Annotated in this window: 21 protein-coding genes and 3 pseudogenes; 7 read left to right on the forward strand and 17 right to left on the reverse strand. The window is 33.3% G+C overall.

All coding sequences use genetic code 11. From position 1 onward, the window contains the following. The first annotated feature begins 596 nt into the window (after window positions 1-596). The 4 genes from A4F88_RS25775 (at window position 597) to A4F88_RS19000 (ending at window position 3057) form a co-directional block, all read left to right on the forward strand. Window positions 597-1385 (forward strand): RHS repeat-associated core domain-containing protein, encoded by a 789-nt coding sequence (locus tag A4F88_RS25775; protein WP_082815809.1) that lies wholly within the window; start codon window positions 597-599, stop codon window positions 1383-1385. Between the two features lie 470 nt (window positions 1386-1855). Then, window positions 1856-2440, forward strand: coding sequence for a hypothetical protein (locus A4F88_RS18990; protein WP_068844339.1), 585 nt, complete (start codon window positions 1856-1858; stop codon window positions 2438-2440). Window positions 2441-2477: 37 nt separating this feature from the next. Then, window positions 2478-2840 (forward strand): hypothetical protein, encoded by a 363-nt coding sequence (locus A4F88_RS18995; protein ID WP_068844340.1) that lies wholly within the window; start codon window positions 2478-2480, stop codon window positions 2838-2840. A gap of 25 nt (window positions 2841-2865) precedes the next feature. After that, window positions 2866-3057, forward strand: coding sequence for a hypothetical protein (locus tag A4F88_RS19000; protein ID WP_143155053.1), 192 nt, complete (start codon window positions 2866-2868; stop codon window positions 3055-3057). 312 nt (window positions 3058-3369) lie between these two features. On the opposite strand, the pseudogene A4F88_RS25925 reads toward A4F88_RS19000, so the two are convergent. The 14 genes and pseudogenes from A4F88_RS25925 to A4F88_RS19060 all read right to left on the reverse strand — a co-directional run. Further along, window positions 3370-3569: pseudogene (locus A4F88_RS25925) on the reverse strand (IS1-like element transposase); the annotation flags it as partial. A 225-nt stretch (window positions 3570-3794) separates the two neighbouring features. Continuing rightward, a complete protein-coding gene (locus A4F88_RS19005; protein WP_068844342.1) occupies window positions 3795-4274 on the reverse strand; it encodes a hypothetical protein in 480 nt (159 codons plus the stop codon). Between the two features lie 16 nt (window positions 4275-4290). Continuing rightward, window positions 4291-4530 carry a hypothetical protein gene (locus tag A4F88_RS19010; protein WP_068844343.1) on the reverse strand — a complete coding sequence of 80 codons (240 nt, stop codon included), beginning with the start codon at window positions 4528-4530 and terminating at the stop codon, window positions 4291-4293. A 120-nt stretch (window positions 4531-4650) separates the two neighbouring features. Further along, window positions 4651-4786, reverse strand: a pseudogene (locus tag A4F88_RS25930) (transposase); the annotation flags it as partial. 226 nt (window positions 4787-5012) lie between these two features. Next, complete coding sequence (locus A4F88_RS19015) at window positions 5013-5549, reverse strand: hypothetical protein (RefSeq protein ID WP_068844344.1); 537 nt, start codon at window positions 5547-5549, stop codon at window positions 5013-5015. 598 nt (window positions 5550-6147) lie between these two features. Then, window positions 6148-6342: pseudogene (locus A4F88_RS25935) on the reverse strand (RHS repeat domain-containing protein); the annotation flags it as partial. 194 nt (window positions 6343-6536) lie between these two features. Then, window positions 6537-7151, reverse strand: a complete 615-nt coding sequence (locus tag A4F88_RS19025) for an NADAR family anti-phage protein (protein WP_068844346.1) — start codon at window positions 7149-7151, stop codon at window positions 6537-6539. Window positions 7152-7178: 27 nt separating this feature from the next. Further along, a complete protein-coding gene (locus A4F88_RS19030) occupies window positions 7179-8222 on the reverse strand; it encodes a phosphoribosyltransferase-like anti-phage protein (RefSeq protein WP_068844347.1) in 1044 nt (347 codons plus the stop codon). A 167-nt stretch (window positions 8223-8389) separates the two neighbouring features. After that, entirely contained in the window at window positions 8390-10897 is a 2508-nt protein-coding gene (locus A4F88_RS19035; RefSeq protein ID WP_068844348.1) for a DEAD/DEAH box helicase, read from the reverse strand. 5 nt (window positions 10898-10902) lie between these two features. Continuing rightward, window positions 10903-11673, reverse strand: a complete 771-nt coding sequence (locus tag A4F88_RS19040) for a hypothetical protein (RefSeq protein ID WP_068844349.1) — start codon at window positions 11671-11673, stop codon at window positions 10903-10905. 291 nt (window positions 11674-11964) lie between these two features. Next, window positions 11965-12834, reverse strand: coding sequence for a tyrosine-type recombinase/integrase (locus tag A4F88_RS19045; protein WP_068844350.1), 870 nt, complete (start codon window positions 12832-12834; stop codon window positions 11965-11967). Between the two features lie 9 nt (window positions 12835-12843). Further along, window positions 12844-13761, reverse strand: a complete 918-nt coding sequence (locus A4F88_RS19050; RefSeq protein WP_068844351.1) for a tyrosine-type recombinase/integrase — start codon at window positions 13759-13761, stop codon at window positions 12844-12846. 143 nt (window positions 13762-13904) lie between these two features. Further along, window positions 13905-15575, reverse strand: coding sequence for a hypothetical protein (locus A4F88_RS19055; protein WP_068844352.1), 1671 nt, complete (start codon window positions 15573-15575; stop codon window positions 13905-13907). A 4-nt stretch (window positions 15576-15579) separates the two neighbouring features. After that, window positions 15580-16146 carry a hypothetical protein gene (locus A4F88_RS19060; RefSeq protein ID WP_068844353.1) on the reverse strand — a complete coding sequence of 189 codons (567 nt, stop codon included), beginning with the start codon at window positions 16144-16146 and terminating at the stop codon, window positions 15580-15582. Window positions 16147-16762: 616 nt separating this feature from the next. On the opposite strand from A4F88_RS19060, the gene A4F88_RS19065 reads away from it, so the two are divergent. After that, the gene (locus A4F88_RS19065) at window positions 16763-17131 is read left to right on the forward strand and encodes a helix-turn-helix domain-containing protein (RefSeq protein WP_017496777.1); all 369 of its coding nucleotides are present in this window, start codon (window positions 16763-16765) and stop codon (window positions 17129-17131) included. Window positions 17132-17236: 105 nt separating this feature from the next. Here the strand turns inward: A4F88_RS19065 and mobA are convergent, their stop codons facing one another. Next, entirely contained in the window at window positions 17237-17671 is a 435-nt protein-coding gene (mobA, locus tag A4F88_RS19070; protein WP_017496776.1) for a conjugal transfer protein MobA, read from the reverse strand. Between the two features lie 1722 nt (window positions 17672-19393). Here mobA and A4F88_RS19075 point away from each other — a divergent pair. Both A4F88_RS19075 and A4F88_RS19080 read left to right on the forward strand, forming a co-directional pair. After that, on the forward strand, window positions 19394-20905 hold the full coding sequence (locus A4F88_RS19075; RefSeq protein WP_068844354.1) for a MauE/DoxX family redox-associated membrane protein: 1512 nt from the start codon (window positions 19394-19396) through the stop codon (window positions 20903-20905). Window positions 20906-21000: 95 nt separating this feature from the next. Next, window positions 21001-21282: a DUF6520 family protein gene (locus A4F88_RS19080; protein WP_017496768.1), complete on the forward strand. Its 282-nt coding sequence runs from the start codon at window positions 21001-21003 to the stop codon at window positions 21280-21282. A 78-nt stretch (window positions 21283-21360) separates the two neighbouring features. Here A4F88_RS19080 and A4F88_RS19085 read toward each other — a convergent pair whose 3' ends face one another. Beyond that, window positions 21361-23955, reverse strand: a complete 2595-nt coding sequence (locus A4F88_RS19085) for a S9 family peptidase (protein WP_162268804.1) — start codon at window positions 23953-23955, stop codon at window positions 21361-21363. A gap of 55 nt (window positions 23956-24010) precedes the next feature. Beyond that, window positions 24011-25441, reverse strand: a complete 1431-nt coding sequence (locus A4F88_RS19090; RefSeq protein WP_068844356.1) for a RagB/SusD family nutrient uptake outer membrane protein — start codon at window positions 25439-25441, stop codon at window positions 24011-24013. Between the last annotated feature and the right edge of the window lie 18 nt (window positions 25442-25459).

Raw genomic sequence — 25459 nt, forward strand, 5'->3', positions numbered from 1 at the left:
TGTCTTTTCTCATATTCAACTAGCAATCTGTGTTTGATGGAATCCAGTTTAGCCTTTTCTATGCGCCACTTGCCGAGATATCGCTTGTTGTTCTTGTCGTAATCGTGCTGCAATTCACCGGGAAGATCAGCTTTGAATATATCAAGATCCCTAAAAATACGTATCAGAGGTGTAATTTCTGTATCACTTTGAGATTTCCATTTACGAGCAATTTCTACAAGTTTATCAGCATAATCTTTTAAATAATAAATGAAGGTCTCTTTAAATATTGCTCGTCTTTACGGTCTGATAAAAAGCTTTTGATTTCTGATGAAGGATTGAATTCCTTTTCCATACTTATCTATGTAATGTTATGATAACAAAGCTAGTGAATAAGTTTTAATATTTTTACGATGTAAACCTATCATTCAATTGATAGGTTTTTTTATTTTCCAGAAGCTAGGATTTTAATTACATTACATCTACTTTCGTGGTGCAAAAAGTTCTTTGAATCGTCAATAATATCTGTGGTGATATTATTCAGGTGTGCCTGAGCCAGGTTCGCAGGGGCGTATAAGTATAAGTACAACGGCAAAGAGCTTCAAGACGAGCTAAACCTGAATGTTTACGACTATGGAGCAAGAAATTATGATCCTGCACTTGGGCGTTGGATGAATGTTGATCCAAAAGCAGAAACATCAAGACGTTTTTCTCCATTTGCATATGCTCTTAATAATTCAGTCTATTTTATTGACCCAAATGGAATGCAGGCAGATGATTGGGTTAGCTATGTAGGTCACGATGGGCAACAGCGGGTAGTGTATGATGAAGCAGTGCATTCAAGAGCAGATGCTGAAGCGAAATATCAAAATGTTACAGATTCTTTTAAAAGCGGTTCTATTACAGGTACAGCTCCTGATGGAAATAGTGGTTATTCATATCAACTTAATGAAAATGGTTCTGTGACAGATTTAGGTGCAGGTGGAATAAATATAGAAAAAGGGTTTGCAACTCCTCAAGGGACATATGTTGGAGAAAATAAAAGTACTCTTTCACAATTATCGTCTGTTGCATCAAATTCCGGCAGTGTGGCAGTAGTTGCAGGAAGTTTAATGGTTCTTACAGGTGTCGGGGCACTATTGGGAGCAAGCTTAATAGCATATGGTGGTTATGTTTCAACTGCTGGAACTGTAATGGATTTAGCGAATGATGCTAATAATGGAAATTTAACAGCAGAGAAAGTTGCAACAAAGGTTGCAGTGGTTGCCATTCCTGAGGTTGGAGGTGCTGCTTTCAAAGCTTTAGGAGCGCCAACAGCTGGAGCTCTTCTTAATCTACAAACAATAGCTGTTGATAAATCTTTTGATATGATGAGAGATACAAAAACAGGTCAATCTAAAAAATAATTAATTATGAACGATTACATTTTTCTAATCTTATTAGTGTTGTTATTAGCTTTATACCTTTTCTTTTTTAGAGAAAAATTAATAATGTGGGAAAATAGAAGTTCCATTGAAAAATCTTATTCTAATAGGCTTACAATAATTCTAGTAGCAGGGATTCTATTATTTTTATATAAAATTTTAAAATCTTAATTATTGTATTTGAAAACAGAAAATAAAGTCCCGTGTTGGTGTGAACATTTTGCTCGTGAACGCAAAGGGTAGTGTTTCAAAGTAGTGTTAGAAGATTTTAAATTTATAACGTGTTGAAATAGAGTGAATTTCAGTAAAAAAAATATTTTAAAGATGAGCAGTAATGCTCATCTTAGATCTTTATGATCATGGAGCAAGGAATTATGATCCTGCATTGGGTCGTTGGATGAATATTGACTCGCTGGTAGAAAAAATGAGAAGACATTAGCAAATTTACAGGAATGTCTGTACAGGAAGCTAGAGCTGAGTTTAATCATAATTATTATCATTATGAGGATATAATGTCCGGGGGAGAAACTTTTTATAATTCAGAAAAACATGTCTCTTCAGGAGAATATGGAACAGATAAAGATTTTGGTCATGCGGTAGCTTTTGCTGGTATAGTCACTTTGCCAGCAATGGTGACAACCGGTATTGTTGGGGCGGCATTTGGTGTTCCAACGGTCGGTTCTGCTACATTAGGCGTAGGCACCAATGTTGTAGCACAAGGCATAGCTAATATTGGAACTGATAACAGTTTAGGTAACATTAATACAATCGAGGCAGTAGCATCAGCAGTACCAGGTATAGGTCCTGCTATAATAGGTGGAACTTTTAGTTTACCTGTTGGTAATGTTTTACAAGGAAATTTTACTCCTTCAACTCCTAGTAATTTTAATCAAGGTGCTCTTCAAATAGGAGGGGCAATATTAGCTAATCGTTTTGGTCAAAAAATTGATACCAGTCCTATTTTGAGTAGTGAAACGAAAGGGGGTAGGAAATGTTTATGGAAATATAGCAAAAACCACTGTTACTACAGTTGTTGATACAGCTCCACTTCCAGCGGATGATAAAAGATAGAAAATGAAAAAAAATATAAGTAAATTAATCGCTATCGTTATTGTTGTAGGAATTGTTTTTCTTTTTGTTAAAGGTTATTTATATAAAAAAGAGATTAGAGAAAATAGAAAAAAAACTGTTTGTAAATTTACATTTTGTAAAATAGCACCAAAAACCACAACAAGTTTTTTTAAATATATAGTGAATAATAAAAGATATAGAAATAGTTATGGACAATGTCCTGATAGTTGTGATATGAAAATAAATAAATTTTTCATATTATATTATTCCTCAAAAGACCCTAATAAGATAGAAGTTGATTTGTCAAAGCAAATCACAGATACAACAGCTATTTTGAATGCGGGATTTTCTAAAGAAGAATTGTAATGGTTTCTTAATTAAACTAAAAAATATGAAAAAAATATTACTGCTTGTAATTTTCTTGTGTATTCAAAATGGATTTTCCCAGAATTCAATCCCAGAAAATGATATTCAAAAAAAGACATATAATAATGAAGAAGTTCAAGTAAAAACTAGATTTCCAGATGGAGAGAAAAAGTTTAATGAATTTGTAGTGGAAAACTTAAAAAAAAAAATTTCATAAAGATTTTCCAAATGCTGTTTTAGTAAGTTTTATTATTGGAATTGAAGGGTCGATAAGTGATATTGAGATTATTAGTGGAGCGAGTAATGTCACTGCAAAGAAAATAAAAAAAATCTTGAAAACTTCGCCTAAGTGGTTACCTGGCGAACATGAAGGTTATCATGTAAAAACAAAAGTATTAGTTACCTTAAAATTACAGCCATAATTGTTTTTGAATAGGAATGGAGAATTTAGACTAATGCTCAAGATAGGTAATGTGTTAATAGTGAAGTTTTGTTTTTCGAAGATAAAAAAATATTGATAATCATTATTAATTCTTTTCAATAATGTTGTGGTTGATATTTTCAATATTCTTGCCGTGCTTCTTATCCCTAATCCCTCTTTGGTTAATTGAATAATACTTTGGTTAGTGTTTTTTTGTATGCCTTATATTTATAGTCAGACTGCTGTCTTTTTTTACACAAACTGCATTTGTAACGTTGATTTCCGTTTAGTTGAAATCCATTCTTTATACATTTACCATTACAAAAATTACATTTTTTATCATGACCTAATTTGAAACACTAAGGTAAGACAAAAGCATTTTAAGGCTTATTAAAAGTCAAAAAACGAGAGAGACGACCAATAGAATAGATCGTCTCTCAAATATCTAAAACATTATAATTATAGATTCTTTTTCAATTAATTATATTGCTATTCTGCAAAAACACCTAATCTGAAACATTACCCATCATTACCTATTCATTTAAATCCTCCGATTTTGTTTTTGTATATTCTTCAAGTTTAGAAATTATTTCATCTTTAAATCTTTTTTGAATTCTTATTTTTTCTTCTTCATTGAAATCTTCTTCTTTTAACCATTTTTTTTTATCAATTATAAAAACTGAACGAATAGCAATATCAACATGAGTTGTGTCCCTAAATGTTTCGTCATCACCTACAAAGGATACATAATAAAATTCTTTAGGATTTTTGTCAAAATAAAAAGTATAAGCTTCTAAAAAATCATACCCACTTTTTTTCCAATTATTAAATTTTTCTAACTCATTTGGAACTTTATATTCTGAATGATTTACATATAAATTGTTAATTGCTTCGTTTAACTCATTTTTTGACGTGAAAAATTTAATAGTATCAAATCCACCTAACGTGCCATCACATGCTGTTAAAATATAAAAAACTATAAAAATTGAAATTATTCTTTTGTTTAATACCATAAATATGTTTATTAAATTAATATCCTAATGAGTTTCCTGTTGCAACAGTATCGTATATTTCTGCCCAGATTGTTTTAGGAGTTGCTGCTGCGGCTAATCCATATCCCAAAATATTCGCTCTAAGTCTTGTTTTTAAGTCAGGAGAAATTTGCGCAATAGTTAGTTCTTGTCCCACAAATCGCCAATCAGCATTAATAGCTCTTTTATCTCCAAGTAATCCACTCGCTCCTTGTATTTTTGATTTATCATATGCCATATCATGAAAACAGAAGGGTTTTAAAAAACAAAGAAACCTCGCTGATGGCAAGGTTTCTTCTTTTTATATCCTTTGTCGATGCTCTTTGCGCCACACGAAAGGATTCGTGCGGGAGCGGGGGTGAGAGCATATTTTACAATAATATTGCTGTTTATTATTTTTTGTTCTCCCATTTTTAATAACCTTTTGCTCTTTACATTTTGGACAATTCATTACCATCACTAACTTTGGAACACCATATCGCATTTTTACTCATTTTAGCTCATTTAAGGCAATATTAAAACAAAAAAGATGAGCATTACTGCTCATCTTTAAATTATTTATTTCTAAAATTTGTTCAATTTCAAAAGGTTAGAATTTCAAAATCTCATATCACTAACTTTGAAACACTACCTAAATGTTTGATGCTATAATTAACCACCAACACATCTGATACATTACCAAAAAGATGAACAAACATGCTCATCTTTCAAATGACTTGATTAATAATCTACGGTTAAATTATTAACATAGTAAGAACCTAAATAATCGTCAAATGTTATTCCGAAACCACTCTTGAAAAGAAAATAGGCTACACATAAATTATTATCACCAACTAATTTATTATTTATTAGGTATCTATTTTTATCTGCACTTTCATAAGCGTATTTAAGTAAAAAATCTTTTCTAGCTAATACTTTATAATCATTTTCTATTTTCTTATCTATATTAAAACAAACATGGTCAGATGAATATACTATCATTGATTTTTTTTGATTTAAAATATCATTAAAAAAGTCATCATACTTTCCAACTATATTACTTTTTTTAAATTCATCAAAAATCTCAAATGATTCAAGCAAACATATTTGTCCTTCATTATTTTTACAGAACAACATATATTGGTTTTCTTTTAGTCCATTTTTTTTCTGCTTTATTGAATAGGTTGTATAGTAATTAATCTCTTTTTCTCTCGAACAAGAAGTTAATATTGTTAATGTAAATAAAATTCTAATTAAGATTAAACGGTAAGCCCCCATATGTTGTTCTTTTAGGTAAATGAATTAAACTTCTAGCTCTATTTTCAAAATCCACAGCTCGTTTTTCTGATGGTGATTTTTCAGCTTTTTTTCCAACTGAATCAGCATTTTGCCCTCTGTCAAAATCATAAACATGGCTAATTTCATGAGCAACAGTTGTAAAATCAGAATCTGGCACTCCTTCTTGATTAAAAAAGTTTTCTTTTGATTCTTTGGAAAAATCAAAAGTAGTCATAGTATCTACACCTTTTCCGTTTTTAACATCTTCGTAAGCTTCAGCATTCTTCACACTTCCTTCTCCATAAAAATATGGAGTAACATTATTTTCATTTGCACCTGGTGTTCCTTCTTGTATTAAATGTGTCTGCTTATGATTATTTTCTAATGTTGAAAGTTTTTCTTTTAATACATTATCATTTGATTTTTCAATTTTCCTAAAAGCTGATAAAACTGTATATAATGCTGGATTACTTTCTTTACCTGGGGCATATCTTGCTCCTTTTCCGTTATTATGATAAAAATTCCCATTACTATATTTTAATCGTTCCTTTTCTGAACCGTCTTTATTTCGAGTAACAAAAATAATATCTGAAGGAGCCATACCGTCAGGGTCAACAAATCTCATAGGGTTATTAAAAGCATAATTATAAGGACTAAACCTTCTCATTTTCTCTGCCAGTGGGTCAATGTTCATCCAGCGACCAAGTGCAGGGTCATAGTTACGTGCTCCGTAGTCGTAGAAGTTAAGCCCCAGCTCGTCTTGGAGCTCTTTTCCGTTGAATTTATACTTATAAGGTTCTGCAAACCTTTTCTATATAAAATAGTCCCTTGCAAAAAATTTCAATATAAAGAACGTCCGGTTACATTTTTCAATAATACGAAAGTAGATTTTGTTTAATTATTTTCCTAATAAAAATATAGTCTAATTTATCCCACAAAAAAAGCCCTCATTTCTGAAGGCTTTAATTTTAAATGGTTTTAATTTATTTAATAAGCATAAATATCGTCAAGGTCATGAATGACAAACTCTGGTTTATATGCTTTATCTATAGGATTGTCAAAAAGTAAAAATGCTGGAATATTTAAGGGCCTTACATATTCCAATTCTTGCGAACTTTTTAAATGCACTTCTCTAATTTCCATCAATAATCTGCCTAATGCATTTTTTCCTTTTAATTCATCTTTATTAACTGGCATTGCACCCCAAGTACTATCTTTAGTTGAGAATTCAACTATTGTGTTATCTCCTGTGCTCAAAAGTAAATCAGAGAATTTGTCAAAATTTTGAATAAGTTTTATTTGTAAGCACCAACGCATTACGTCAAATTTTACAGTTTCCCAGTCTTGTCTAGTAAATTGGTTATACTTTCGACTGATCTCTTTAGCATCCATTGGATTAGTTTGAGAAATAATTTCTTCTTGGATCATCGGAAACAAAGGAAATCTGCAAGCTTGATATAAAATTTCTGAATTAGCTATGTTGGTCTCATTCACAAATAAAGAATAACCCGGAGCCATATTCGAAAGACCTCCAAATTTGCCAGTAGTTTTACTAAAAGTAATTACTTCATTTTTGTTGTATGTTCTTTCACTAATTTTCATAATACAAAGTAAAACAATTTTATAATACTAACCTCTATTTGTAACTGGAAATAACGGAATCCAATCATGACCGCTTACTCCCCACCAAAATACTAAAGGGCTATTATTGGGAATATTTCTCCATGTAAAAAAATGCGTTCCTAGACCAAAAGTTTTATAACTTGGATTTATTAATCCTAACGGTCTTATGTTAGGTTTTATTTCACTTTGAATCATTTCTATAATTGATATCCCTTTTTGAAGTAAAATATTTTCGTAACGAACTCTATTTTCAGCAGATGTAAAAAATCTTTCTGAAGCAGGTAAATTAGGCTTTCTATAAGCATAATCCTCATACTTTTCGGCTATTAAATTTGCTAAGTATGATTTCACATTTGTCGGTTGTTCATCCGTTGGAAAAGCAACGTTCAACGATTGGTTATTTAATTTAGCATGATTTTGAATCTGATAATTTGAGAACCATAGAATTTTCCTGTCAATTTTATCCTCAAAGGTTTTCATCAATCTATACTTTTGGAAAGACTGTCCCCAATTATGTAAACCAAATAAATTTATAGATAATCGATAATTATCTTTTAAAACATTTTCAACATTACTTACATTTTCAGAGTTTGTCGCCCCTAACCATTGTACTAGATGATTTCCGATTGTACTCCCAGATGCTAAAATATCATCAAAATAAACAAAATTTACTTTTGGATACGTTTTATATTGTAAATATGACTCTCCATATTTTTCATTCAAGAGCGTTTCTAATATATTTAATATTGCAGGTTGACTTTTATGAGGCAATTGTAAATCCAAAAATTCTGTATCAATCAAAAACTGGGATATACCTGGATACTTAAATTCCTTAATTAATGTCTCAATATGTGAATCTATAAGTTTTTTTGCTTTCTCTTTTGAAACATATACTTGAGGAATTATATGGCTAACTTCATTAAGTATAAATTCAGCATCTTCTCCGAATTGATTTACCCAATTAATAATATGATCGCTATCTAAAAAAACACCATCGTCGTTTCTATAATCTTTAATAGTTTCTAATAATTTATCTGCAATTGCTTTCATTAATTTATATCAAGTTTAACGATGCGACCTCCTTATTCTTTATGGGAAGATATTCATCTTTATTGTTTCTGGTTTTTCCAAAAATAATAAAATTAAATCATAGAAAAATACCATTTTATAATCTCCTTTTACTGAGAATTATATATTCTATATCAGAATTTTCATTGTCAATTAAGATATTTCTTGACTTCAAACTGAAACAGTTCTGGTTGATTAATTAAATATAGATCAAAATTATTTTGATTTGTAACAAAGAGATTTCCATTTCTATCAAAATCCAAATTTATTATCTGATTATCAATATCTAATTTAGTAATTATGTTTACGCTTAAACCAAATCTTGCTAGTCTTATTATCTTTGTATTAACTGTACCATATATGTATAAATAATAATATTCTTCTGTGATAATTTCAAACTCATGAAGAAAAGCAATCAAGCTATTTAGTTTAAAACTAACAAAGTCTTCCTCTATTTTTAGTTTAGCAATTGCGATATTTGCCAAAATATTTTCAGCTTTTCGTAAGTCAATATAAACTTTACTTTCGTAGTGTTTATTTTCATATACTTTTTTTGATTGGCGAGGTTCTTCCCCATAAGATGTACCAATATATAAATAGGGATCTTCAGTTTTGGCCTTTATTTTGAAATAATCTATTGTGCTATTTATACGCTCATTTAGATGCTGTTTTTGAGTTATTTCAAGAAAATTATTATAAAATTTTCGAGCACTTTCATTTTTTAATCGTTCTAATTCATAATCCTTTATATTTAACTCATTATCATTTATAAAAATCTCATTAACAATGTTTACAATTTTATGCTCTTTGTTAAATTGATAATTTGACATATTTTTTATAATTAATTCAGTTGCTGCTTCTAAATCTTTAAAAAACATGTCAATTGAGTTTTCAATCAAATACTTCTTTACTTTTTCTTTTTGGTTTTTTGGAGACTCCAAAACAAATTCAGAAAACTGAATTAAACTTTCATCTTCAATCTTGTGCTTCTCTTTTCTTTTATCTTTCTCTTCCTTTGTACCTGAAAACTCCAATTTATCAATATCATAGTTTTCAATTAGCGGGTTTTTAATAATGTCTTTGAAACTATACTCTCGTAATGATTTTACAGAAGTTTTAATACTATATTTACCTTGAAAATCTATATGATTTAAAAAATGTATTTTTGAAATTAAGCCTGCTAAATCCTTTTTATCTTTACTAAAAACTTCGTTCAATCGATTTGCTCTACCTACTAAATTAATTAAATCTTTAACCTTTAGATGTTCATTTTTATTTCCTGTTCCATTTGTAGTAATAAATATTGTATCAATGGGTAAATTTACACCTTCTAATATAACACTGTTCGCTACTATATATTTAATTTCAGCCACTTCTTTGAATTTTTGTTCCAAATATTCCTTTATAATATTTGGAATTTTTGCGTGGATGTAAATAACTCCTTTTTTAATGTAATCAATAACATAAAATGACTTGTGGACTTCTTTCTGTAAAGTTTGAATAATCTTTTCAATATTTTTGTTTTCTGATAGGTCATAACTAATCTTTTTAGAAATATTTTCAGCTAACTTTTCAACTTTAATAGGTCTTGAATGAAAAATAAAATTTTTTATATTTGAATTATTAACTATGTAACTAAAATAATCTGTGTCTTTGTTTAAATTAAATTCCGTATCAGTAAATTTATCATAGAAATAACTTTTATTATTGTCGAAAAGATATAGTTCAAAGCTTTTAAAATCATGTTGAATTCTTCTTGTAAAAATTTCGCCCTGCTTTGTTTGTTTTACTCTTAAGTTATTTTCTTTCTCAACTAATGGTGACAAATAAACTATTTTTTGATTATAATTTCTTTTAAAATTAAGTTGTATTAATCTAGTTAAAATATAACTTCTTGAATCTCTATCTAATAATTTATGAGCTTCATCAACAAATAATACTTCGTAATTCGCTTTCAAATTTTTATTAAGAATTCTAGTTGCTCGTTCTTGAGTTAATATACCAATAAATTTATCTTCATTATTATACATCTCATCATGTAAAACTAATTTGTAATTTAATTTTAAAGCTTTAATATCCTTATATGTTTGCACTAATAAAGATTTGGATGGAACAATAATGGCAATTCTAGAGTAATTACTTGTTTTAATAAACTCCTTAATTAAGGAACTTTTCCCATAAGAAGTTGGAGCTATATAAGCAATTTCAGTAGATGTACTTCCAATAATTAAATTTCGTGATATATTTTGTTCGAGTGATTCTATATATTGATCAGGTGATAAAAACTTCTTTTTAAATGATATATATGCTAATGCATCTAAAATTCTATTTTTATTATCAACTTTGTATAAATGTCGTTTTTGATGTGTTATAAAATCTATAATTGGATAAAAACCAATTTGCAAACTAATATCATATAAAGGCTTATAATCATTATTTTTTATTGCGTATTTTAAAATTATATAAAAACCAATTTTAAAAAAACCTTTTAACCTTTTATCTTGATTATAATTCTTAAAAAACAATAATGCACAGGTGAGTAAATATTCTTTTTCTTTATCAGTTAAATCTTCCTCTAAACACAATTTTTTAAACACATTTTTAAAAAATGGATCTGAATCATTGCCTAATTTTTTCAACTCTTTTAAATCATCCATGCCTTTTATTCGTTAATGAATTTTAAAAAATCATCCGCGCTTTTTTTATTTACACATAATACATTAATATTTTTAGCGTGATATCTTTTTAATAACCCTTCCAATTTTGTTTTTAAGAGATCTGAATCTATAACCGACCATTTATCTCCCAAATATATAGTCGAGCAAGGTATTACATTGAACTTTTGAACTTGAATTTTTTTACCTTCTATGAATAGATTTTTAAGTCTTTTGATATCTTTTAGTAATGTATCATTTTTCTTTTCAGTATGTAAAAAATGATTTTTTGCATTTTCCCAAGGATTATTTTCGTTATCTATTATTGAGGTTTTTTCAATTTTATTTTTGATATCTCTATAGGCTTCGCCTACTTTGTTATTATGATTAGTTTCAGTCGTCGGCATTGCGCATTTACTTTCAACTAGCCACATTGAATTTTCAAGTTCATATAAACCGTCAAAACCTTTTTTCGGTGCTTTAATTTCTTCAAGATTTTTTAAAACACTATAATGACTAAATCCTTGATATCTTAAATATAAGTGGCAAATAAATTCTGCAACAAATGCTAATTTTTTTTCTTCATCTTTTTGCTTGTCTTTAAAAAAACTTTGCATTTGTTTTTTTACAAATTTCAGGTCATCATCACTTAAATCACCATCCCAAATTTTCACAATCTCATCTTTAATTAATGCAATTAATTTGTCCGAATAATTTTCAATGTTTAAAAAATTAATTATAATTCGATTTGATAATTTTATTTGAGTCTGGTTAAACAATTTTCAGTGATTTATTAATTATATATTGAACTTTACTTATAAGCCATAAATAACTTATAATTAGTTGTTTTTCTTGTGAAAATACTCCAAATATTTATATCTAGAACAATACAACTCTTTTTTTTATTACGAATATTCAACATTTTTCAATAAGCTCTTCTAAAATAAGTGCAATAAAAAAATGGTATTTATGAGATATTCATTTATTAAATAAAAGTAAATATTTTCTTTATTTAAACTTTACGGTTTTCCGTATTTACAATTTATCTATTCTAAATCATTTGTATTCTATCATATACTAGGGAAATACCGATTAATCAACTCCCTCTGTTGCGAACTATTGACTTTTATATACTTTTCAGTAGTTCCTGGCCACCTATGCCCGGCGAGTTCCTGTGCTTTTTCCAAAGAGATCTTTTTCTCATTGAGCCAGTTACAGATCACGCTCATGCGGATAGTCTGCGGATTGAGTTTTCTATCCGGAAACAATGCCCTGAGCGGATCAATCATTCCATGAATACCACCTACTGTAATAGGTTTGCCTAGTTTGGTAATAATGAGCTTTTCAGTTTTACATCGGAGCATTTCCACACGTGTTTGGTTAATATAATTAGAAAACAAAATCATCTGCTTGGATACTAATTCCAGCGTTCGCTTATTGAGCATATTGGAAGCTTTTATATAAATAGTTCCATTCTCTAAATCAATATCCTTTACCGTAAGCTTTATAATGTCATCGCTGGTGAGTCCCTGATAAATTAGAAGAGACAGCAATACATTATTTCTGATATCTAAATGCTTATAACGGTTTTCCCTTTCCAAGAGCAGTTGTAATTCCGAGCTACTGAACAGATCCTGCACCTGTATTGCCTGATTGCTGTTCACTTTAATATTCAGGCGTTTGCATGGATGGTCGGTTCTGTAACCGCTCATAACCAAATAATCATAATATTTTTTGATAGCTGATAAAATCACAACCCGATATTTACTATTAGGCTGCTTTAAGCTAATTTCATCCATATACTTTACAATATTCTCGTATTTATATCGCTTGGCTTTGGGGTTTAATTTTAAAAAATGGTTAATGGCAAACAAATAACTTGACACCGTTTGCTTACTATAATTTTGGAGCAGGAATTGCTCCAGTGTTTGTTTTGTCATAACAATTATTTAAAAGGTTACTATTGGTTTTCGTTTCTTGTTTTTGATGGCATATATATAGGTTGTATTGATATCGGAATGCCCGAGGAAACTGCGTATAAAATCAATACCTGCATTATTCTCCGTCAGATGATACGCAATACTGTGACGCAGGCAATGCAGGGTAATATCCTTTTGAATCAGTTCGTACTTTTGGGTTTGCTCAATCATCTTTTTAAGTATCTCATTCAGGTTTTCGCCAGTAGCTCGTTTACCTTTACTATTGATAAAAAATGCCTCTTCCATTTGGCTTTTCCCAACAAGCTTTTGATTGCGCTCTTCCAGTATGTATTTTTTGAGGTATTTCATAACGGTATCGCTCATTGGGACTTCGCGTCTTTTGCTTCCTTTTCCGCTTCTGACAATGAGCATTCCGCTGTTTAACTGTATATCTCTTAAATCCAGCGCATTTATTTCTGATCGGCGAAGCCCGCAGCCATAGGCTACAGACAGTAAAGCCTTTTCCATTTGATTTTCACAGTTTTGATAAACGACTTTAATTTCTTCCACGCTCAGGATATTTCGGGGATTTTGAATACCTCCACTATAAGCAGGGATATAATAACCATTTTCAATTTCCTTGTTTTCCATTAGGTTCACAAGGAACAATCCCTGAACAAAAAGATGAAATTTGATGCTTTGCTGTGATAGTGTTCCTTCACCCCGTAGCTTTGGTCTTGCAATGAGATACTCATAATATTTTAAGCTTTCTTTGGTTGTCACATCTTTAATTTTAGTGATTCCTATTTCTTCCAGCCATGTGAGAAATTCCGTCAATGTGTTTTGATACATGCGCCCTTTTCCCGATTTGTAATTCCGGACTTTTACAAAGCTGTCAAAGCTCTTGGCAAGCTTTTGAAAATCTTTGGTTTGTATGGTCTTTTTCATTGTTTTTAGTATTCTTAAATGATAATGTTTTTAAGTGGTCGCTTGCGCACTGCCTGGAACACGGAACACCACTATCGTATGGGCAGTGTTTACTGGGACTGTGGTGTTCCGTTGGCGTTCCGGGGTGTTCCATTTTTATTTTTTTAAAACGCTTCTAGTTGTTTGTGCAGATCTTTCTTTATTCTGTCTTTTAGTTTTTCCATATTGTCCCAGTGGACAATCCCGTATTTAAAGCCTCTGTTTACAGAACCCTCAATTGCCTGAATGTATTCGAGTTCCTGTAACAGCTGCATATATCTAAATGCTGATGTCTTACTGATATTAAGCTTATGGCGAATCTCTCTAATGGTAAAACGGTGTATTGAGCCATTTTTTTGGCTCTTTACATAGCCTTTGAGGTTTTCAAAAAACTGCCTTGTGCTTTTATCAAGTTCATCCACTTTGATGATGATGGAATTAAAGAATATATCCACGGCAAATTTTATATCCTCTTTGGTGGCAATCAATCTGCCTTGTGCATCGGTTTTTCGCTGATATTGGTGTAGGATGGCAATCTGTGAAACAAAGTTTTGGAATTGGCTGTTGAGCCTTCTGAGCATCTTGGCTTCAAGGGGAAGCATGAGTTTGTCCGCAAAAGGATTCACGACTTCGTAGGATTTCAGAACACGCATGGTATTTCGAAGCAACTGTGTTGCCTGCTGCTCATTTTCATTATTGCTTTTCCCTGCAATTTTCCTGTTCTGAATCTCAATAATTCGCATCGTCTGCGCCTGGCTTTCATCCACACCTAAAATGACCGAACGGCTCATATTATCATAATATACTTCTGCTTTGGTGGTTGTGGTTAGACTGGCAAAGTGCGCCTGTACCTGTTTCATCCTACCCCTGTTATTACCAAAGATATCTTTGACCACAGTAGAACTGGTTAAAAATTTGGCGGACTGCATTTCCCGAAAAGCATACTGCGCCTCTTCATCCAACCCGTCAAAATCCTGAATCACGATCAGTTTATTAATAAGCTCCTTATCCTTATAATGGTATAATGATTTACTGGTAATGCGGGTCATGTTCATTACATCTTCCTGTGGCATGCACTGGGCAATTCCATTTATAAGATGACTTTTTCCCTCACCGCTAGAACCCTGTACAAGACCGTGCATAAGGTATGGCATTTTATAGCTTGAAGCCAGTACAAAAAGCAGTAGCCTGTTTTCTTCTTCCCCGACAATACCGTTTTGTTCCAAAAGTGTATTGATATTTTCTAATAGATTGGGTTTGGAGAGAAAAGCGATAGCTTTTTCATGTGCCTGTGGTGTAAGTTCTTTTTCGGAATACTTATCCGTTACTGGGTTGATCTCCGCCTCAAAAAGTAAATCCCTATGCTGTTCCAAAAGATCTGTCAGCTGTACCAAATCCGTTTCCAGTTCCTGATAATCAAAACCTTGTTTTTCGGATAGCTCAGTACACTGGTTCTGTACATTTGAAAAGTCAAATAAGTCTACTTTCAACCGGTGTTTCTTTTGGGTGTCCGTCTCTACAATTTGGAGTGAAATCCTCAGATTTCCCAAGTCCATCGGTAGATTACCTACGACATAAAATGTTCCAGTAGTTCCCTTATAACTAATTTTATAATCGTTGTGTACCTGCAAGGCGACTCCTGATTTTTCAGTTTCTGCATTTTTAAAAAGCTTCAGTATTCCGTCCGTTCCATAATTGACCCAAATGTCATTGAGACTGTGTCCTTCTGGCAATTCCACCATTGACAAGGGCACATCGGGTTTTAGCTGCTGCATTTGTAATCTGATCTTTTCCATAGTTTTACCGCTTTATGATTATTATTGCTTCTAATTCATGTAATGCTTTGATAGCTTGTTGATGTTGTGGCAATAATTCTCCGTCATGTAGTGCTATAACCGCCTCTCTTTGGTTAAGTGCCTTGCTTTGAAGAAGGGTGGCACAATCAATAACTGATCCCACGATAAATAATCGTTTGGTCAGAGGATGCGGATAGGCAGGATAAATGCCTTTATCATTTAGGAATTCTTCTTTTGGTGAGTCAAGGTCAAACCGCAGGGCAAAAAAATTGACAATCACATTATCTTTGTCCAGCAGTGGAAAAATAAGACCATAACGTCCGAAAACAGTATAGGAGGTCATATCTGTATCCCATCTAATCGGAGCATAACTTTTGGTAAGAAGTCCCAAGCTTTCAAAGTTATCTTTTACCTCTTGCGGCTTACGGTGGTGGAACTGCCCGGAGTTAAAGCCAATCCTAAGCTGGGAATAATCCAACCCGATACCCTTGAGGTATGCATTGGGCTTTAGGGCTTTGACACTTCGGATTCCTGTTTCAAATGAGCGGAAAAGGCTTTCTAAATTTTCCATAAATATTTAATGGTTTTCCATTATTTTCAGGCCGTAAGGTGACCCGTAGCCGTTACAGGACTGTGTTGTTTTAGGGAAAGGAGAATGGGAATACTTTGGATAAAACCTTTGATTAATACAAATAGTAATTGCCTAATACAAGGGAAATCATTTTTCTTTCTTCACCAGCCCGCTAAAAATAAAAAGCCATTTTGGATGGTCTTTTTTCAATCCGTTTATTTGTCTTCTAACAAATATAAAAATGCATCTTTGAAGTGATCCCGACAGTGATATTGTTGGCGTAGTTTGTCTATTAATGGCGTAATGTATAAGACAATATGTTTTTAGAAGGGAAATACAATTCAATAAAACTTGAAGACAGCTATTTAGCAAAATTAAAATGCACAGGAGCAACAATTTTTATTAATCCATGAGTAAAACGAATTGAGAGGCGGAGACCTTATGGGATAAATTAAATATTTGCGGTAGAACATAAATGAAAAATTGTATTTTTGTAATGACCGGCAAGTAAAAAAAACGCACAGATGTATCATATCCTTTTTTTATATACGATACATTGAAAATCATGTTTTTTACATTGCATAGATTATCATAACTAACGATTACCTTTGAATTTATGAGTACGACAACAAAATCAAATCATATAGGACGCAAAATCAGCCGTATCCGTGAACTACGCGATATTAAGCAAGATGCGTTGGCACAGGCACTGGGAACCACCCAACAGGCAATATCTATTATGGAAAACAGTGAGACAATTGATGAAGAAAAACTAATTGAAGTGGCAAAGGCTCTGGGGGTTAGTACTGAGGCTATAAAGAATTTTTCTGAGGAAGGTGTTATTAATTATTTTAATACATTTAATGATCAGAGTTCTGGGTTTAATACAAATTGTACATTTAATCCTTTAGATAAATTGATCGAGGCATACGAAGAAAACAGAAAGCTTTATGAGCGTTTGTTAGAAGCGGAAAGGAGAAAATAACCCTCTTAAGCTTATTAAATAGTGATGATTATAATAAACATACCTATTAAATTATCCTCTTCTATAAATAATTCTACCGTTTAATAATTTCTATCATTTCTGATGCTATTTTTTAAGGTAGTTTGTTTCGAATTCACCTGTAAGCTGTATCATCTTTTGGGACAAAACGGCTAATTCTATTGTTTCTTTTTCCAGCTTGTATAAAGAGGCTGCGGCTTTCTTTTCGGAAAAATTGCGATACAATAGCTTAACAACTTGATTGTAATTAACGCCAATAGCCCTGAACTGACCGTATAATGTAGTCAGTCGCATATAATAATCCATTGTAGCCTTGTCTATTTTTATTGTTTTAATAGTTTTTTGAAAGATACAAGCAGTTATAAAATGTGCCATTACATTCATTCCTGATTGTTCAAACAAGGAAAGAAATCGGGCATTTTCTTCAGCGTTCAAGCTAATGGAATATCGAAAAACGGCAGGATCCTTCTTTAGATGCCTTCCGCCTTTTTTTTGACGAGAGCTATTACAGTTTTCTTCCATACTTAAATCAATTCGTATAATAGATACAAATTTACTTCCTGGTCTTCTTCAGGTAGCATTCGTAGAACCCAAAGGAAATGTTTGGCTTTTAGTGTCCGCATAGAGAACACCCATTAGCGCGACAAGCATTATAAGTTATAGAATTTTATGGCTTTATTTGACAGGATTGTATAAGGTTATGAACGGATTGGTTTTATGTTTTTCTAAAACAATAAAAGAGAAATAATAAAAAGAAAACGAAGGTAGGTCGGGTTGTTTGGCTAACCAAAAGACTACGGCATAATGTCTTGCTCGCATACTCGCAATCCACCCTTACGGGACTTATTCCGTTTCCTTTTGGCCTGCCCACAACCCGTTCTGTAGAATTGCTTTCTTTTTCTTTTTTCCGGTTTTTCTATTTTCTTTTGGAATAATATATTTTTCTGGGTGTTTGTACAGATTTAATTATACCTGTGCAATTGCTCTTAAAAATTTACTTTTATACAGTAGTGCATATCTATTTAACTACAGGCTTGCAGATTAGCATACAAGAAAACATGCAAGCGTGCATATATGAATACATGCAAACGTAAAAGCATGAAAGCATGAAAGCATACAAGCATGAAAGCGTAAAAGCATGAATGCATGAATGCATGAATACGTAAATACATAGGTACATAAATACGCAAGCTACCATTCCAGCAATCTATAATATCACCGAAATACATCTATTTAATCTCCATCTCATCTACAATAGAAATCCTTTCAGTCTTAAAGGACATCGGCGGGCAGCCTTCATGGCTGCCGAAATTTATTCCCGCTCTTAATTATCGAAGCGAATTCCGATAATTCCTACCCTTAAGATTGGTTTCAATAACATTATTTCTACCAATCCAAAAGAAAAAAGGGTGTAAACCCTTTTAATTAAAAAATGTATTTGCAAAAATATTACCACGAAGGTAATGGCAAGTTGTGTTCTGAGCTGCTTGAAATAATTTCCGCAGCTCAAAACCACTTGCCCTTGCAGGGGGCTGAAAAAAACTCCAAAGTCGTTTTTTAATTAATTATGTGACCATTTTAAATGGTGTAAAATGGATCGTTTTTTACAAATTTTGGATCGTTTTTCGTAACAATCCTTCAAAAACATTGACTTAATTTAGCGCTATAAAACATTTACAATTTGATAATTAGTTATTCATAGATTACATAAATCAGGATATTTTGATAGGCGAATATGTCATTATCCCCAATAAGTTACACGTTATTTTTTTCAGTATGTTGACATATTCCAGCCTTTTTAGGTCTCACTTTTTGGCGAAAATGATAAAAATGTCTGAAAATGATATAAGTTGGCGGGATTTTAGCAACTGGACTTCAAAAGGGTTGAACTAATTTAGCACTTACAAAACACTAACAATCTGACTGTTAAACAACGCTTAAACCATCTAGGTTGTATACAAGTATCGTAATTAGTAATTATGATCTATTGAGGGGTTAAAAAGAGAGACACGAAAACAGGAGTGTTTTTTTTAAACACTATAATCAATATAATCTGACGGCTTTATATTTTGCTATTTATATGTGCAGCCATAAGCGGAATATTTGATTTTGAAAATTTTGTTATTCAACTAAAGTCATAGCTGGCAGTTGCTGTCCGTTTTTGGCATACGATTATCCCGAATTGACAAGAGTTAATTATTTATTTTATACAATTTTACATCACAAATTTTCAATTACATTACAATGAAATTTAACCTACGATATAAGTATATTTTTATAGAAGTAATCTCCTTCCTATATGTAGTGCTATTTGTATATGCGGCGGTAAGTAAATTGCTTGACTTTGAGAACTTCCGCGTACAATTGGGGCAGTCCCCTTTATTAAGTGCTTTTGCAGGAGTAATTACATGGATTGTACCTGCGCTTGAATTATTCATTGCATTGCTTATCGTTTCAAAAAGATGGAGGATTATTGGTCTTTTTGGTGCGCTGGGTCTAATGATTATGTTTACCGCATACATTTTCATTATTTTAAATTACAGCTCCTTTGTCCCTTGTTCCTGTGGAGGGATTCTTGAAAAGCTAGGATGGACAGAACATCTTTTTTTTAATTTAGTTTTCATAATGCTGGCGGCAGCAGGTATCCTGCTATTGGCCGTAGGGGCGCCTAAAGTGCGCCTAATTTCAAAGCCTGCTGTACTCGCCAGTGCCTTTTCGTTAACTGTGCTTTTTAGTATTGGCATTGTTGCCTTGCTATTTATGTTATCAGAAGACATAATTCACCATCGAAATAATTTTGTCCGCCGTTTTCCCGGAAATGCTGTAAAAGTTAATGATATCGATCTAAAGTTTAGTTCCTATTATTTTGCCGGAGCTTCAAAAGACAAGATATACCTAGGCAGTCATACTGCGCCATTATTAGTGACAATGCTCGATACAGCCTTACAGAACAAAAATGAATTTAAGATTCACCCCAATAGGACAGATTTTTTATTTCAGTCTGTCCAAATCCGAGTTTCACCTCCGAATTTTTATCTTATTGACGGATATGTTCCTGTTATTTTTAAAGGAAATATAAACAACTGGAAGGGCTATGTAAAATGGAACGGGTCTACAACTTTTTCCCATTACCAGCTCATGGATTCGCTCACATTGGCATTCCGCTCCAACAGTAATATAAATGGGGAAAGTGTATTGGGGTCTCTTCATTTTGGCAGCAAACCAAAAACACGTTTCAATACAAGCCTATTACAGAAACAGATTGATGGAATTTTTGATGTCGATGGAACCTTGCATTATGACCAAGACACTCAAAAGCTGGTCTACATTTATCTCTATCGTAATGAGTTTATCGTAGCGGACAAGACGCTTAATTTAATCTATCGTGGCAAGACCATCGACACCATTAGTAAAGCCCAAATTAAAGTAACTACTGTGGCAAGCCAGCAGGAAATGAAATTTTCAGCACCTCCTTTAATTGTCAATAAAACAAGCGCCGTTTATAAAAATTTATTGTTTGTCAATTCAGCACTGTTGGGAAAATATGAACCTGCTGAAATGTGGAAGGATGCCAGTGTAATTGATATATATGACCTTAATACCAATTCCTATCAGGGTAGCTTTTACATCTACCATATTAAAAATGATAAGCTAAAAAACTTCTTTATTCTCAATGACAATTTTTATGGATTTATAGGACCGTATTTGGTTCATTATACATTAAGCAAGAAACTCACAAACTCGTATCAAAAATAAAACTGAAATCACTCTATGAAAATATACAGCGCTGTGTCAGGGAAAAGATCGAAAACCTGTGAAAGAGTAGATCGCTAACATTAAAATTATAAATCATGAAAACAAATTTTGCGAAACAGGTTTTACCTGTTGCAGTATTTGCTCTTGCGATAGCAGGCGCTTATACAACCCATGCCATGAATGTGCGTTCTAAAGCAGCAGCGCCAATTCGTGGGTACATTAAATTGAACGCTGAAGCAACCTCTTGTGAGGAGCATGATATGTGTTCAACAACCAATAATGGAACCATCTGTAGAGTTGGTTTACTGCCAACTGGTGCGCAATTATTTGGTAAAAATTCGGCTAACGAATGTAAGGTTCCGGTTTATAAACCTTGATTCCATTGCTCGTAGAAATGGCAATGCAGTTCCTTATGGGAACTGCATTGTTTTTTTATGATTGGCTGTCATATTTTTTTAAAACCATTGTGGCTTTTTTTCTCCTTTTAAATAATAATCAAACCACTGTTCAATTTTTTGGGTTAAATCTTGCTGATGTTTTTCTTCTATTAGTACATGCTCTTCTCCGGGATAAATCAGCATCGTATTTATCTTTCCGAGCCGTCTGAGCGCCAAATAAAACTCAATACTCTGATAATAATGCACATGGTAATCCTGCTTGCCAGCCCATGACAACAGAGGTGTGCTTACTTTGTCGGCATGATATATGGGAGAATTTTGCAGGTATCCTGTATAGTCTTCATACAGAGATTTGCCTATTCTTAATTGACCGAATTCATAGTGCCAAAAATTAGGCTTTTGCATATCCGATACATACAGATAACCACTTACATAATCGGTAATGGCTGCGCCCGCCACTGCGGCTTTAAACATGTTAGTTTGTGTGATTATGTAATCCGTTTCATATCCGCCATAAGAATGACCAGTAAGACCTACTCGAGTACTGTCAATGGATGATTCACTGGCAATGACTTTTCTGGTAGCGGAAACAACACAATCTACTGCCGAAGATCCCGGATTTCCAATTTCATAAACAATATCGGGTAAAAACACGAAATATCCTCTTGAAGTAAAATTGGCAATATTAAATCCTGTTGAGTTGTTTTTGGATGGATTCACATAGTTATACAATTCTTTGGATTGCTTTTCGTACACATGCACCACCATAGGATATTTTGTAGTAGCATGATAATTTGCCGGATAGAATAAAACGCCATTTAAAGCCGAGCCATTGGAGTTGGTATAGGCAATCAGCTTGGAGCTTCCCCAATTGTATTTAAAATGCTGCGGGTTACTTTGAAACAGTACTTTTTCTTTTGAATTTCGATTTTCTTTAAATAGTAACTTCGGGGGTGAATTAAAGTTTTCCTCAACATAAACGTAAGCTTCGCTCTTTACAGAGGTTATAAACTGGCTGGTGTGCATTTTCTTGTCCAATAGGGGCTGTAAACCATTTTTCTTATCCCAAAGGCAATATCCTGTATGGTCCAGTGCTTCGGTTTTGATTACTAACCTGTCAGTGGGGCCAAACTGACCTTTATAAGTACCATCATAATTCATTTTATTGGAGTCTTCCTTAGATTGAGAAACAATCCTATAGGTAGTTTTATTTTCGCATCCCCTAGTCAATCGTAAAGCAGTTGAATCGTCACTGGCAAGGCTCCAGATATCATACTTGTCATAAACAAAAAGTGTTTTATCTCCTACTATCCATCCCGGATTACCAAAAGGGCTTGCTTCTTCAGGATAGTCTGACTCATTATCTGAAAAAAATACTCCAAGTTCTTTGGTGAGATTCTTATGCAGTCCCGTCAGTATATCATAAACCCACCAATGGTTGCTTTTAAAATAAACCACATACTTTCCCCCAGGAGACACAGAAGTCCACTGGGAATTTCCGGACTGATTTTGAAGCACTAATTTCCGCTTTCCCGTTTCCAGTTCCGAAATATAAAAATCCAAATTGCCATCATAATTTGCCTGCGGTTCATATTGCTGTGGATTGTAAAGCAAAGCCTGTTTTTGGTCTCCGCTTAACATCAGATGCGGGAGTTCATTGTTAGTAATACAGCTAAACCTATTTTGCCGGGGCCACCATACCGCTACTTTGGCTATTTTATCCCAGCCGTCAATCTGGACTTTTGATGGATAAATAAATTTATCTGCCGTACTCCAAATTTGAACCTGAGTAATATCGGGTGGTATAATAGTCTTCTGTAATCCGAAAAATATTCTTTGTCCATCCTTAGCAATCTGTAGATTGGCAAAAGACGAGGAAATAATTTGCGTGTCTATTGGAAAATCTTCTTGTAAAGCAGGATTGAAAATGGATAATTCATGTTCCGAAATTTTGTAATAACCGACGCAGGTACGAGCTGTTTTATTGTCCAGAGGCTGCTCTAAAAAAGCAATGGAATTTCCATTTTCCTGCCAAACGATATCGGAATATTCAACCGCATTGATACTACTGGCTATTACACTTGTTGTCTTATCGCGTAGATTCATGATGGCAATTGTTGTTGCATTCCCGGACATTGTAGTATATACTATTGCACTGGTCTTTTGATTGTACCAGTAGTTACCAATATCATTTAAAATGATAGATTTATCAGACCCTAAAACTTTTATTAGTAACCGCTTTTTCCCGGCATCACTTTTTTTCAAGATGATTATTTCATAAGGCTCCGTACTTAAATCATACTTGATTACCCCTTGTAGAGTTTCTTGTTTGGAAGTATGCAAGTTGACAATTTTTAGTTCTTGCTTTGAACTCATCATACAAAACCAATTATCACCGATAAATTCTCCTTTGCTTGCTCCGGGAAAACTAAAGGTTTTTGTTTCTTTAGTGTTTTTAACAAATAAGGTGTCGCTGCCACTTTTATACGAAACAGAAAAACTCACCCATTTTGCGTTTTCGGATAGTTTCTCGGCTTTGAGATAACTCCATAACTGGTAATCGGCAGCCGTAAGCTGTTTTTTATTATTGTTTTGAGCAAAACCAAAAAATGAGATTAGTAAAGCGATGAGCACTATATAAAAAACTGGCACTCTCTTTATGAGAGTACCAGTTTTCCTGTTATATTTTATATTATTAGGTCTCATTTTAGTAGCCCGGATTTTGAGGATTAAGATTCGGATTCAATGTAAGTTCTGATTCAGGCAGTGGTAACAATCTGTCTGTAGTATTCCATCCTACTTTTACAGATGATAATGCATCATCCAAATGATTCGTTCTTTTCAGGTCGAAAAAGCGGTGTCCCAATTCTGTGAAAAATTCCACTCTTCTCTCATGTAATATGGCGCTCAGTATATCTTGCTGGCTCACGGCAGTCGTTCCCGAAAGTCCGGCTGTGTTTCTGATTTTATCCAAATCTTCTTTAGCCCCTATAAGGTCACCTTGCTGTGCGCGGGCTTCGCTGCGGATCAGGTATTGCTCTGCCAAACGAAACACTATGGAATACTCTAATGAACTCGGAGTATTTGATTTCTGTTTGTACTTATTGGAATGATACCAAGTGTCTGTTCCGTTTGTAATGGCATGAGTCCAATGATCCTTTCGCTGGTCACCCGATTCAAATTCGCTTATAAGTTCAGCACTTAAAGCAACAAGTGACGGCGGTGGTGCGGTAAAGATGAATGTTTCGCCTTCGCGAGTATTCTGCCCACCCGCTCTAGGCATAAACTGCCAAATCGTTGTGGTACTTTCTTTGAGAAATATAGCGTCCAGATTGGTCTCCCAAGTGTACATCCCCGTGTTGTTTAGGGTATAAGAAGCCGCATTTGTTGCTTCTGCCCACATACCTTTGTAAAGATAAACCCTCGCCAATAAGGCCATCGCTACGGATTTATTCGGACGCACGCGGTCACTGGAAATATAATCTTCCGGTAATAATGAAACGGCCAGTTCCAGATCACTTATAATATGGGAATACAGCTCAGCAGAAGGCATTCTGTGCGCCACTTTATTCTGCTGATAGTCTGTTGTGATAATATAAGGAACATCCCCATATAGATTGACAAGGTAAAAATGCAGTAGTGATCGTACAAACAAAGCCTCTCCAGTAAGCTGGTTTTTATCCGAAACAGCTAGCGCCGTAGAAGCATGCACTCCTTCAATAATGGCATTGGCTGCATAAATCTGGTTATAGCTGCTGCTCCACCAGTTAAAGACCTCCGAATTGGAAGCAAGGAGTGTATTGTTGTAAAAGTTTCGGGTTGTGCCGGAAATATCGCCGTAATACACAAGCTCATCTGCATAGTTTCCCATTTGATTGGAGATTCCTGTAACACTCCCACTTAAAATACCCTCGTCGCGCATTTTAGCATAAATGCTTACCATCGCTGCATTGGCAGTAGCTCTGTCCTGAAAAACGGTGCTTGCTGTTAGTTGTGAGGACGGAAGGTCAACCTCAACAAAATTATCACAGCCACCCAGAAGTATCATACAGGACACAAGTAATCCTGTTAGAAGCCTGTGGTTTACTATTTTGATTTTATAGTTTTGGATAAAACGTAAAAATGATTTCTTTTTCATAATGTTTAAATTAAGAAG

The organism is Flavobacterium chilense (assembly GCF_001602525.1).
Taxonomy (GTDB): Bacteria; Bacteroidota; Bacteroidia; order Flavobacteriales; family Flavobacteriaceae; genus Flavobacterium; species Flavobacterium chilense.